8 protein-coding genes are annotated in these 12,346 nt (G+C 58.5%); 1 reads left to right on the top strand and 7 read right to left on the bottom strand.

Annotated features, from left to right (window positions below; translation table 11 throughout):
- Nucleotides 1–79 precede the first annotated feature (79 nt).
- The 3 genes from Ga0074115_RS00870 to Ga0074115_RS00860 all read right to left on the bottom strand — a co-directional run bounded on the left by Ga0074115_RS00870 (nucleotide 80) and on the right by Ga0074115_RS00860 (nucleotide 1,879).
- Nucleotides 80–532, bottom strand: coding sequence for a copper chaperone PCu(A)C (locus Ga0074115_RS00870; RefSeq protein WP_232432838.1), 453 nt, complete (start codon nucleotides 530–532; stop codon nucleotides 80–82).
- Nucleotides 533–867: 335 nt separating this feature from the next.
- Complete coding sequence (locus tag Ga0074115_RS00865) at nucleotides 868–1,188, bottom strand: c-type cytochrome (RefSeq protein WP_057955112.1); 321 nt, start codon at nucleotides 1,186–1,188, stop codon at nucleotides 868–870.
- A gap of 166 nt (nucleotides 1,189–1,354) precedes the next feature.
- Nucleotides 1,355–1,879, bottom strand: a complete 525-nt coding sequence (locus Ga0074115_RS00860; protein ID WP_057955100.1) for a YqhA family protein — start codon at nucleotides 1,877–1,879, stop codon at nucleotides 1,355–1,357.
- 173 nt (nucleotides 1,880–2,052) lie between these two features.
- Between Ga0074115_RS00860 and rapA the strand changes: the two genes are divergently transcribed.
- A complete protein-coding gene (rapA, locus tag Ga0074115_RS00855; protein ID WP_057955099.1) occupies nucleotides 2,053–4,935 on the top strand; it encodes an RNA polymerase-associated protein RapA in 2,883 nt (960 codons plus the stop codon).
- 98 nt (nucleotides 4,936–5,033) lie between these two features.
- On the opposite strand, the gene rsuA is transcribed toward rapA, so the two are convergent.
- From rsuA to Ga0074115_RS00835, 4 genes are all read right to left on the bottom strand, one after another.
- A complete protein-coding gene (rsuA, locus tag Ga0074115_RS00850; RefSeq protein WP_057955098.1) occupies nucleotides 5,034–5,735 on the bottom strand; it encodes a 16S rRNA pseudouridine(516) synthase RsuA in 702 nt (233 codons plus the stop codon).
- Between the two features lie 459 nt (nucleotides 5,736–6,194).
- Entirely contained in the window at nucleotides 6,195–8,951 is a 2,757-nt protein-coding gene (locus Ga0074115_RS00845) for an efflux RND transporter permease subunit (protein ID WP_057955097.1), read from the bottom strand.
- 106 nt (nucleotides 8,952–9,057) lie between these two features.
- Nucleotides 9,058–11,151, bottom strand: a complete 2,094-nt coding sequence (locus Ga0074115_RS00840) for a DUF1302 domain-containing protein (RefSeq protein WP_060528105.1) — start codon at nucleotides 11,149–11,151, stop codon at nucleotides 9,058–9,060.
- A gap of 138 nt (nucleotides 11,152–11,289) precedes the next feature.
- Nucleotides 11,290–12,228 (bottom strand): outer membrane lipoprotein-sorting protein, encoded by a 939-nt coding sequence (locus Ga0074115_RS00835; RefSeq protein ID WP_060528104.1) that lies wholly within the window; start codon nucleotides 12,226–12,228, stop codon nucleotides 11,290–11,292.
- Nucleotides 12,229–12,346: the final 118 nt, after the last annotated feature.

Here is a 12,346-nt window from a genome sequence, read left to right as displayed (position 1 = left end):
GGCTTGAAACGCTGACCGGGGAGTGTAACCCGATTTCCCCAATCGGGTGCACGCTCACTCGATCAGCGCCAGCGTCGGATCAGTGCGACATCTTTTTATTCTGCATCATACGCATCTGCAGCTTGCGCACCGGCGCCTCCAGAGCTTTCTCTGAACCATCGGCGAACAGCAAGGTCAACGGAATCCGCTCACCAGGAACCAGCTTCTGCTTCAGACCGATCAACATCACATGCAGACCACCCGGCTGCAGCGCAACCTGCTTGCCCGCCGGCAGATCAATCTTCTCCACCGGCCGCATCCGCATCATGCCGCCCTCCATGGTGTGAGTATGCAGCTCAACCACCTTGGCCACCGGACTCCTCGCCCCAACTAAAGCGCTGTCTACACTGCCATGGTTTGTGAGACGCAAAAAGCTGGCAGAGTTGGGCTGGCCTGGTGGCACCCCCCGCACATAGGGGTCCTCGACCTCAACCTGATCCGCTACGGAACCGGCCCATGCAGCGGCACTGACCATCAGAAAAACAAGGCTCACGACTGTTCTGAAAATATTCACGATGACTCCTGAGAATAACGGCCACTGCCGGGAAGGGAGCGGCAATCATATGTATTTGAACCCGATTCGCCGAGGCATAATCCCCCGGCCTGTTGCCTGGGCACATGATAAACATCAAGCACCCCATCAGAGGAACCTGTCACGCCCCCAAACGCACCCTTTCCGCTATTTTTTATGGCATTTGCCCTGCAATTCAGGCAAATGGCCGATCCATCAGACAAAAAAAAGGGCAAAGATCTTCATCTTCGCCCCTCTATCGCAGCTTGCCGGCCGACCTCCAATAAGGCGTGCCAGCCAACAGCATCACTGCTGCCTTACAGGCTGGAGAGCCAGTTGGCGATCTCGCGCGCCTCAGCCTCGCTGACCATCGCCATGATGCCCTTCATCGCAGCAGTCTGACCGTTATTACGCTTGCCAGACTTGATATCCATCATCTGGTTGAAGGCGTAGTCGGCGTTCTGACCAGCCAGCTTGGGGTAGACCGGCATGATCGGGGTCTTGGCATCCTGACCGTGACAGGAGAAACAGGTCTTAGCCTTGAACAGGGCTGCACCATCAGCGGCCGCATTGCCAACCATGCCCAGGGAAAGGGCAGCGACACTCAGAGACAGCGCCAGAGCTTTCATTTTCATCATCGGTAAAAGAACCTCGTGTTTCAGTTTGAGAGAGATCTGCCTGTTTACAGGGATGAGTTCGCCTCGTCCCATCGGCTCGACGGGGCAGTATATTACCACCAGATAAGATGTCCACTTAAAAGAGATTTATCAATCCATCACCCATTGTCGGGGATTTCTAGCGGACTCAATGCCCCCCTTTGTCCGCCATGTGCGAGAGATAGAGCGCCAAGCCGAGCAGCGCGATCCCCCCAGCAAACTGCAGCAGATCCATTGGCGTGTTGAAACTCATGCCCAGGGCAAACTCAAAATAGCGCACCACCAGGATCATCATCACCACCTTGGCCAGGCGGCTCTTTAGATCATCCAGACTGCTGATCAGCAACACCCGCGAGGCCCGCTCATCATGCTCAGCTTGATCGATCTTGCTGATAAACAGCTCATACAGCCCGAGCGCAAAGATCAACAGCACGGTAGCCAACAGATAGCCATCGACAATCTCCACCACATGGGTCACTGAACTGGAACGCAGCGCCACCCGCGCCGTCTCCGTCAGCTCCGGTGAGGCATAGTGCAGCAGATGTCCGATCATGTAGAAGGCATCCACCGTCGCCATATAGAACATACCCACAGATGCCGCCAGGCTGGCCACTACCGCCAACACCACCACCAAACGGCTGTTCCACAAAAAACTCTCGAAGATCTTCTCCACGCAATCGACTCCGGCCACCAGAGCGGCAGTTGAAAGAAATTAGGCGGATTCTAAAGATTCCCACAGGCAGGTAAAAGAGCAGTGTGGCCAAAGCCGCCCCCCATGACTCTCCGCAAACCTGAATTTGGCGGCTAAATTCAATACAATGGCGGGTTTTTTTGCGGAGACCTCGAATGCATGAGTTCATCCCCGGCCAACGCTGGATCAGTGACACCGAATCGGAGCTCGGCCTGGGCAGCGTCATCAAACTCGAAGGCCGCACCGTCACCCTGCGGTTCGAGGCCAGCGACGCCACCCGCGTCTATGCTAGCGCCAACGCCCCGCTCACTCGGATCCGCTTCGACAGCGGCGACCAGGTGGAAGACCAGCAGGGTGAAGCCCTGCACATCACCTCGGTCAGCGAGCAGCAGGGACTGCTCATCTATTCCGTACGACAGCAGGATGGCAACACACGCCAGCTGCCGGAGAGCGAACTCAGTCACTACCTGCGCTTCAACAAACCCCGCGACCGGCTGCTCACCGGCCAGCTCGACGCCAACCACTGGTTTGAGCTGCGCTACCACAGCCTGCACCACCAGGCACAGCTGGCAGAATCGGCCAACTACGGCCTGCAAGGCGCACGCATCGACCTGATCCCGCACCAGCTCTACATCGCCCACGAGGTGGCTGGCCGTCATGCACCGCGGGTGCTGCTGGCCGACGAAGTTGGGCTCGGCAAGACCATCGAGGCCTGCCTGATCCTGCACCAGCAACTGATCAGCGGACGCGCCAACCGCGCCCTGATCCTGGTGCCCTCACCACTGCTGCACCAGTGGCTGGTGGAACTGCTGCGGCGTTTCAACCTGCACTTCAGCATCTTCGACGAAGAGCGCTGTACCGCGATTATCGAATCGGGCCAGGCAAGCAACCCGTTTCATGCCGAGCAGCTGGTGCTCTGCAGCCTCGACCTGTTCAGTCAGAATCCGCAGCGCTTCTCCCAAGCCCTAGAAGGCGAGTGGGATCTATTGATCATCGACGAGGCCCACCACCTCGCCTGGAGCGAGGATGACCCCAGCCCCGAATACTTGCTGGTGGAGGCGTTGGCCCTCAACACCCCCGGCATCCTGCTACTCACCGCCACCCCGGAACAGCTCGGCCGCGCTGGCCATTTCGCCCGACTGCGGCTACTCGATCCCGACCGTTTCCACTCTCTGGAGGCATTTCTCGCCGAAGAACAAGCCTACCGCCCCGCCGCCGAGGCGATCGACCGGCTGATGCAGCGCACCCCCCTCTCAGAAGATGCGCAGGCACAGATCCTCGACCAGTTTGGCGAAGAGGAGTGCGCCAAACTGCTGGCCATGATCAGCGACGTAGGCTCTGACGAAACGCAGCGTGAGTCGGCCCGCAGCGCCCTGATCGAGCTGCTGCTCGACCGCCACGGCACCGGCCGGGTGATGTTCCGCAACAATCGCGCAGGCATCAGCGGCTTTCCAGAGCGCGAATTCCACGGCTACCCGCTGCCCAACCCGGAGTGCTACGACGCGGAGCAGATCGACCCGCAGCAGAGCGCCCCACCAGACGCCTGGCTCGCCCCCGAGCGCATCCACGCCGCCGCCGGCCTGAAAGAGTGGTGGCGCACCGACCCGCGAGTGAGCTGGCTGTGCCGCTTCCTACGCGAGAACCCCGAACCCAAACTGCTGCTGATCTGCGCCCACGCGCAGACCGCCATCGAGCTGCAGGAGGCCCTGCGCAGCCTGGAGGGGATAGGCGCCGCCCTGTTCCACGAGGGCATGAGCATCATCGAACGCGATCGCGCCGCCGCCTGGTTTGCCGACCCGAACCAAGGCAGCCGCATCCTGCTCTGCTCAGAGATCGGCAGCGAGGGGCGCAACTTCCAGTTCGCCCACCACCTGGTGCTGTTCGACCTGCCACTCAACCCCGACCTGCTGGAGCAGCGCATCGGCCGGCTCGACCGCATCGGCCAGCAGCAGACCGTGCGTGTGCACGTACCCTATCTCAGCCCCGGCCCCCAGGAGCGGTTGGTGCGCTGGTACCACGAGGGACTCGACGCCTTCCACCACACCGTGCCTGGTGCCCACACCATCTTTAGCCAGCTCGCACCGGCACTGCAGCAGGTACTGGAGGAAGACGAAGCCGAAGCGGAACTTGAGCCACTGCTGGCGGCCACCGCTGAGCTGCGCCAGCAGACCGCGCAACGCCTGCAGCAGGGCCGCGACCACCTGCTTGAGCTGGCAGGCTGCCGTCAGCCCCTCGCTGACCAGATTGTGCGGCAGATACGCAGTCTCGACAGCTCCTCCAGGCTCTATGAATATTGCGAGCGGCTGTTCGGTTGCTTTGGCGCAGAGGTCGAACCCCTCGGCAACGGCTTTGTACTACGTCCTGCTGAGCAGGTCAGCAACAACCGCCTGCCTGGCCTGCCAGACGACGGTCTTACACTGACATTCGACCGCGCCGATGCACTGGCCCACGAAGACCGCCAGTTCCTGACCTGGGAACACCCCATGCTGCGCGAGGCAATGCAGCAGGTGATCAGCCAGGAGAGCGGCAACAGCAGCGCCATCGCGCTGCGCCATCCGGAGATGAAACCCGGCCAGCTGCTGATCGAGGCGCTGTTCCAGATCGAGTGCATCGCCCCGGCCGAACTGCAGGTGGGGCGCTTCCTGCCGCCGCAACTGATCCGGGTGCTGGTCAACCCGCAGGGCGAACGCCTCGACCAGCAACTCACGATAGATCAGATCGCCCAACAGGGTGAGCCACTGCCACCCCAGTCCACCGCACCGGTGCTACGCCGATTTCGCAAAGAGATTCTGGAGTTGATCAGCGCCGCGGAGAAGAGCGCAGAAAAGGAGCTTCGACCGAAGGTCAAACAGGCGCTCGACAATATGATGGAGCACTTCACCGGGGAGATTCAGCGTATGATCGCGCTGCGCAAGCACAACCCATCGATCCGCCGGGTGGAGATTGAACTGCTGCAGCAACAGGGGCTGACGCTGCATCAGCAGATCCAGGGGGCGCGACTGAGGATGGATGCACTGCGGTTGATCGTTACCCTGTGACAGCAGGCCCTGCGCTCCGCAGTTTGCAGCAAGTGTGCCCTTCCCGCGGAGCTATGGGCAGTAATATGCCCATAGCCATGATGGCCACCGCTGTCGATTCAGGGCTCAGTAAAGATCCCGCCGATCTCATCCTCCGTCAGCGCCCGATAATTTCCGGGAGACAGATCAGGGTCGAGCTGGAGCCCACCAATCCGTTCGCGGTGCAGCACCACCACCCGATTCCCCAGCGCAGCGAACATCCGCTTCACCTGATGATAGCGGCCTTCGGTGATAGTGAGGCGACAGGAGTTCGACGACACCAGTTGCAGCTGCGCCGGCTTGGTGGGACGAGCCTCGCTACACAATAGAATACCCTGACGAAGGCGCTCAGCATCCCGCTCTGACAGCGACTCGGCCAGGGTGACAAGGTAGCGCTTGGAGCACTTCCGTGCCGGTGCAAGGATACGATGGGACCAGGCACCATCATCCGTGATCAGCAACAGACCGGTGACATCGATATCGAGCCGACTGACGAAGTGGAGACCCGTAGCAGTCGCCTCATCCAACAGATCGAGCACGCCAGGATGAAGCTCCGGCTCGGTTGAACAGACATATCCTTCAGGTTTGTACAGCATGAAATAGCGCGGTTCGTGCCGCGCCACCAATCCGCCATCCAGCGACACTGCCGCAGCCTCCATGACATTCGACGACGGCTGTTTCTGCGGCTCTCCGTCCACCGACACCCGCCCGCCACGGATCGCCTTCTGCGCCTGGGAACGGGTCAACGTGGTGACGTTGCTCAGATAGCGGTCAAGCCTCATCAGATGTTCTAGTGCAGGCGGTACTTATGCACTTTAATCTCAATCAGAGTTGGCCCACGCATTGGCTTTCCATTAGCCAACCGGGGTGTCACTCGCCGATGCGAAGTGAAGACCAAACCGTTGCTCTCCTCATGGGCCAAAACCACATGGGCCGCCTTAGTTTGAGGATGTGGAAGGCGAGTTCGACACACGATCGGACCTTAGCCTTGAGCGTTTCGATCTCTTCCGCCAATCAGCGCATCTCGCTGCCTTGTTAAAGTTTCCTTACTTGGTTGCGTCGCATAGCGATGTTCCAGGTGAGGCCTTCTCTTTAAGCGCCTCACGCTTGTTCGCCTCCGTGTAGCCGGCATCGCCCCAGATTGATTCTGCTCTACTCATCCCACTACCGCCTAGAAACAGCAAGGCCGGCGAGATGCCGGCCTTGCTGTACTAATCACCGCTCTGGCGGTTCAAACGAGATCAAACCCCAAATACAAACTTCGGCCGCAGCCACTTCACTAGCAGCGGCAGCAGGGTCAGAGCGGTCACCACATCAATCAGCAGTGCCTCACTGATATAGACACCCAGCCCCCAGGTATTGGCCAGGTCGGTATTGAGCAACGGGATAAAACAGCCCAACAGCACGATCACCGAGATGATCACCGCCGATCCGGTCGTGTTGAGCGTGTTCTCCAACGACTGCTCCCAATTGCCTGCGGTGGCCTGCATCTCCTCGCGCAATCGCGAGATCATATAGATGCCGTAGTCGATACCCAGCCCCATGGCGATACTCAGCGCCACCTGCAGATGGAACGCCAGGTTGCCCGACCAGTTCTCCACCCGGGTCATGTAACCACCCAGCCCATACTGGGCATAGAGGGTGATGAAGAGCATCACCATAAGGATCACCGAGACCACCACGGAACGGAAGATCAGGGCTGCGATGACGAACACCGCAGCGGCGGTCAGCAGCGGTCCCGCGAGCCAATTGTCAACAGCCACTTCGCGAGTCGCCTCGGTGGCACCGAGAAAACCGCCAACCGCCGGACGGATATAACCCGGGCCGTCCACCGAGAGTTCGTTGGTGTCACTGGAGAGATCATCCACCGGACCGGCGCGCAGACCGAAGTTGACCTTGCTAAAGCCCGAATCATTCTTGTGGTCCTCGATGTACTGCTGAATATCCATGGTGACCTGATGGGTCTCCTTCGGATCCATGGTGTTGATGAAGCCCATCACCACGCCCTCGTTCCAGTTCGACATGACGAAGGAGTCCATGTCGCCCTCATCGGTCATGGTCTCCAGCAGTCCGTTGTAGAGCTGTACGATCTCGTCACCGCTGCGGTCATCATCCGGATCTATGGATCGCAACTTGGCATCGCTCGGGATATAGAGATCCTTCAGCTGCGGTTTCTCGCCCGGCTCGGCGGTCAGTAGCATGTTGATCAAGCGGATGTACTGAGCGTAGGAACCGGTGAAGCCGATGAACGGATGGGCCCGCATCCACTCCTCCATCGCCTCGATGTCAGCCAGCACCTCGGCATCGTTGAAGATGCCCTGGGCGCCACAGGGATCAGGATCCCAGCAACCCAGCTCGGCCTCGTACTTCTTGCACTGAGCCAGCTTCTCGGCGGGCTCCTCGATATCGTAGAGCTCTTCCGGGAAAGGCGTGTCGGTACAGAGCTCAGAGACCGGCGCCTTGCCCCGGATCGGGATCGAGACCGAGATAACACCGGGCATTATCTGGTTCAGGCGTTCCAGTTGCTGGATCGTGATCGACTGCTCCTTGAAGGCGGCACGGGAGTAGTTGATACCCTTCTCCACCCCCGGCATCAGATCCTCTGAGGTACCGTTCAAGATATCGGTCTCATAGGTGGACCAGCCGATAACCACCGCCACGAAGCCGATCGGCAACCATTTGCCCGGCCCCGCCAGCAGGTTGGTGATGGCACCGCCCACCTTATGCTCCCAGGCGCGCCCCCCCCCTTCGTCCATCTGCTCATTGCTGCCGGGAAAGGTGATCATCAGCAGCGGGATCAGGCTGGTGGTGGTAAACAACAGCGTCAGCATGCCAAACATGCCGAAGTAGGCGTAGGCCTTATAGAAGGAGATATCCACCGTGGCCAGGGTGGCAAAGCCCACCATGTCGGTGATGATGGAGAGGGTCGCCGGGACAATAGTGTGTGAGATGGCGAGCCGCGCCGCATCCTCGCAGCTCCCCCCCTTCGCCTGCTCCTGCATGAAACGCCGGGTCACCTGCACCGAGTGCCCTATGCCGATGGCAAGCAGCAACATCGGCGTCAGCACCATCATGGTGGTCAGCTTGAAGGAGGAGAAACCCATCACTCCCAGGGTCAGGATGATGGTGGAGCCGACGCCGATCATCGGGAACAGCGCACCGCGCCAGTTGCGGAATTCGAACCAGAGCGCAGCTACTACGATCGCCAGGGAGATGACAAACAGCCACCACTTATTGACCAGATCGGCAAGCATCCAGGCGAGGAAGTAGGGCTCGCCGGCGACCAGCAACTCGAAGCGATCATCCTCGCCATATTCGTCCATCATGGCACGCACCGAGCGCACCCAGGGGAGGTAGATCTCCTTCACGTCATCGGTATAGTCACCGATGATATAGAGCGACTTAGCAATGCAGTTCTTTGTATCCCTGTCGCTGAACTCACACTTGTTGCCGGCGGCATCCTCAAAGCCTATCAGCATCGGACCCATCACCGGATTGCCCTCGATGCCCTCCTTGAGGAATGCCAGCTGTTCGGCGGCCACAGCAGAGTCTTCACTGATACCCTCGGTGGGGATCAGGCGCTTGAACACCAGACCGTTCTCGTCCGCCCCCATAAACTTGATCTTCTTCGCAGCGATGTCGATGAAGTTCGAGGCGCGCGCCGTGGGCAACTCCACCAGCCGGGTATGGATCTCCTGCACCTTGTTGATGAACCACCCCTGGTAGACGTCACCCTCCTTGACGCGCAGGGTGAAGACCATCAGATTGCCCATGCCAAAATTATGCTCGGCATAGAGGTTGGTCGCCACATAACGATTGCTCGGCGGCAGCAGGGTATCTGGATCATTGCGCATATCCAAATTCTTGATCTGCAGAGCAGTGATCACGGTAACAACCAGCAACAGCAGCATCAGCGGCCAGCGGAAGCGGATGACAAAATCGGCGTAACGTTCCGCCCAGTGGTTGTTAGCTGATTGGCTTGCGGGGGTTTCGCTCATGACACTTGGGACTCCATGCCGAGAGTAGAAAAGAGAGCGAGGATGGAGGGCATTCCAACGGAATGACTCCCCATCCTCATCAGCGGGTTTCGATGCTCAACCCGGATCAGTCGAACAGGTACTTCACACCCAGTTGGAAGTTGGATGACTTGTCGAACTGGCCAAAGGTGGTGTCTTTGTCACCCCAGTAGTGGTTCCATTCAGCAGAACCGATCAACTCGTCGGTGAAGGTGTACTCCATATCGAGCCGGTTCCACCAGCCACCGCCCTCTTCATAGATGGTGATGTTGTTCCAGCGATGCTCCTGCGAGCCGCCAAACGGCTTGGAGAAGAAGAGCGAGTAGAACTCTTTGAACTCATGTCCCTTGTTCAGGCCGTTATCCAGGTTCATGGTGGCCATGTCACCGGTGTAGCGGGAGCAATCGTAGCTGTTGCCCGCCTGGGTGGTACAGGTACGCGTCTCCTCGATAAAGTCCATGTTCCAGAACTGGATAAACTGAGCACTGACCAGCATGTTGGTCAGCACGGTGATATCCGCACCCAGCACATACTTAAACATGTCCGCCTCTTCCATGCGCAGGGAGTTGGTCAGGTCACCGATCCCCAGCAGGCGCCGATCCACCACCGGCTGCAGCTCATCCTTGTTGTAGAGAAACTCGCCGCGCAGCACGATAGCACCCATCGCCTCGGTGTCCATTGCATAGTCGAACGAGGTGCCGAGACTGTGGATGCGGTTCAGCTTCTCCGTCATCACCATCTCCACCGGATTGGTGTTGGTGTTGGTGGCAAAGGTGGTTGGGTCGATCGCACCATAGTACTCGCCCGCTGCATTGTGCAGCAGGATGGAGACCGAGTTTGAACCATCAGCCGCAAAAGAGTTGGGGATCTGATCAGGCGTCAGATCGGTGGCTGGATTGGGCGCCTGGGCTCCGCCACCGATTGCCATCGCCTGGGCGCGCTGCACCGACAGAGTCTCCTTGGTGACCGCATCACGCCAACTCATCTCCACATAGGGGTTGGAGTCGTAATGATAGAAGTAGTTGAAGGAGTAGTTAAAGCCACCATCGGTGCTGCCGCGATAACGTGCGCCAAAGTTGGCATCCAGATCGTTCGGATAGTCACGCTCATAGACTGCACCGGCGCTGTTACCGGTCGCACCCGCCCCGGAAAAGGAGTTAAAGGTGGAGAAGGTAGCGTTGGCCATATACTCGAACGCTGAGGAGGCCTGACTGACATCCCAGGTCACATCAGTTGGCAACTGCCCGGTGACACTGGTCAGATTGGTGACCCAGAAGTTGCCGTTGGGATCAACCGCCACGGTCGGATCGGTCAGACCAAACTGGGCGATCTGGTTGAGCATCACACTGCCTGACGTGCCACTGCCGATCGGATCCGGGTTGCTGGCAAAACCGTCCACACTCAGGCCGGCGAAACCCACCAGGCCGCTCGACATCGGCACACCGCCGGTCAACATGCCGGCCTGGGCTGCATTGTTGAAGCTCTGCGCCGTCGCCGCTAGACGCGGGGTAACGTTGAGGAAGCCATTGACCTTGCCAGTGATCGAATCGACGCCCTTCATCAGGAATGGATGCTCGGCATCTCCATCCGCATTCAGCCCGGGGATTTTGTTCTCCTCAACCTGGGAGACGATCAGCTGGATGTTGCCGCTCTCACCCACGTTACGCTCCGCATTGATCATCCAGATCGGGATGCGAGAGTCTTCCATCGCATTCTGGTTGAGTTCGCGGTAATCGGTAGGATTAATGATATCGAGCAGCTTCATACCATCCGCGGTACCCCACACCACCTGCTGCTTACCAAGGCGTAGATCCCAACCACCAGCGCTGGTATCCACGTAGAGTTCACGGAACCAGTCGTTCTGGGTATAGCTCTCGTGGCTCTTGTAACCGTCGACCCCTTCAGTGTCGTAGATCAGGTTGAGTTCGCCGTGCCAGCTGCTCTCTTCACCAAGATCACCATTGAAGAAGATCCGCGCGGAGTTCTCGAATTTCATCAGGTCGCCGGCGCTATGCTCTGTTGTATCGAGCATGCTGGAGGCCTGACCGGTACGTTGCCCGCTTTTGGTAAAGACCGCGGTCTCATTCTTCAGATAGCCGCTAACTTCGATCTCCGCCACTGCCACCCCAGGCAGCACCAACGCAAGCAGCATGGATTGATAAATCACTGATCGCTTAAACATTTACATACTCCTCCCCCGGCCCCATGGACCCCGCCTAGCGGCTTCCCCTTTTGTCCGGTTGGAATCTGGTTAAACTGCAGGCTGCCGTTGCGGCAGCCCAAAAAAGAGGGGCAATCGCCCCTCTAACTTGGTTGATTATTACCGCTTGATCTTGCGCAGGGTCTTTTCCGACCACATGCTCGGCTTCCAGTCGTGGTTGAACTCCACCACTTCATCCGGAATCACCGCCCAGGTCTCATGGCCGCTAGCGAAAGTCTTTCCGTACCAGTAGGCCCAGGACTGCGCGCGCGCGTCACCCTGACCGAGGCTGACCCAATCGCGATCGATTACCTTGATCTTCTTGCCATCTTTGAAAAACTCGGTTCGATAGTCGGCAAAGGTCTTGGTATCAACGTAGCTGACACGGTAGTCATACCACCAGTTCTGACGCTTGGTGGTACTCTTCAGCTTGTAGACCTGTTTGCCCTTGTGTTTGCAGGACGCAGCGGGGGGATTGGGCAGATACTTGACCTTGACATCCGGGATCGAACCCAGGCAGTCGTTGAATTCTTCTTTGCCCAGCAGTTCATGGGTCTCGTCCTTCGGCTTGCGCAGGGTGACATCACCGAAAGTAAAGTCGGTACCGCCCCAGGCATCATCATGGGCCGGCTCGGCAAAACGACGAATCTTGCGTAGCGCAGGCAACCAGATGGAGTAGGACTGACTCTTGTTGTCATCCACATAGTCGGTGATCAGCATGCCGGTGCCTCTCAGCTTGCCGGAGCGGAAGATCGCCAAGTCCATAGCGTTGATCGCGTTGTCGCGGTAGTCGTTATTAAGGTAACGTTCCAGGGCGATGGTGGTGGGCTTCTTGCCGGCAGACTTATTGATCAGCACGGTCATCGTCTTGCCCTTCTTGGTGATGCCGTAGTTTTTCATCGCATAGAAGTGGTTGACGAAATAGACCTGATCGGCGATTTCAGCGGCACCGGGGGTTCCCGAGGGGATGGCTAGATCCTTGGACACCCCGGCAGCGACATGAGTGGAGATAAAAAAGGGAATCGCCGCGGCCGCGGCAACAAACTTACGCAAGTGCATCTTTGAAGATCCTCCTAAGCGGTGCTACTACTGCGCGCCCACCAGATAACTTTTTTAGGTTATTCTTATATGGAACGCATTATTCTAATGGCCGGTATTAATATCAAATATCCCCTTG

Source organism: endosymbiont of Ridgeia piscesae, assembly GCF_001443665.1.
GTDB lineage: Bacteria > Pseudomonadota > Gammaproteobacteria > Chromatiales > Chromatiaceae > Endoriftia > Endoriftia persephonae.
Note: the sequence above shows the minus strand (reverse complement) of the source record. Positions and strands in the feature narration are given on the sequence as shown.

Bases quoted from the DNA above. Each gene is read 5' to 3' on its own strand.
- Ga0074115_RS00845 (WP_057955097.1), bottom strand. From the start codon at position 8,951: ATGAGCGAAACCCCCGCAAGCCAATCAGCTAACAACCACTGGGCGGAA.
- Ga0074115_RS00865 (WP_057955112.1), bottom strand. From the start codon at position 1,188: ATGATGAAAATGAAAGCTCTGGCGCTGTCTCTGAGTGTCGCTGCCCTT.
- rapA (WP_057955099.1), top strand. From the start codon at position 2,053: ATGCATGAGTTCATCCCCGGCCAACGCTGGATCAGTGACACCGAATCG.
- Ga0074115_RS00840 (WP_060528105.1), bottom strand. From the start codon at position 11,151: ATGTTTAAGCGATCAGTGATTTATCAATCCATGCTGCTTGCGTTGGTG.
- Ga0074115_RS00835 (WP_060528104.1), bottom strand. From the start codon at position 12,228: ATGCACTTGCGTAAGTTTGTTGCCGCGGCCGCGGCGATTCCCTTTTTT.
- rsuA (WP_057955098.1), bottom strand. From the start codon at position 5,735: ATGAGGCTTGACCGCTATCTGAGCAACGTCACCACGTTGACCCGTTCC.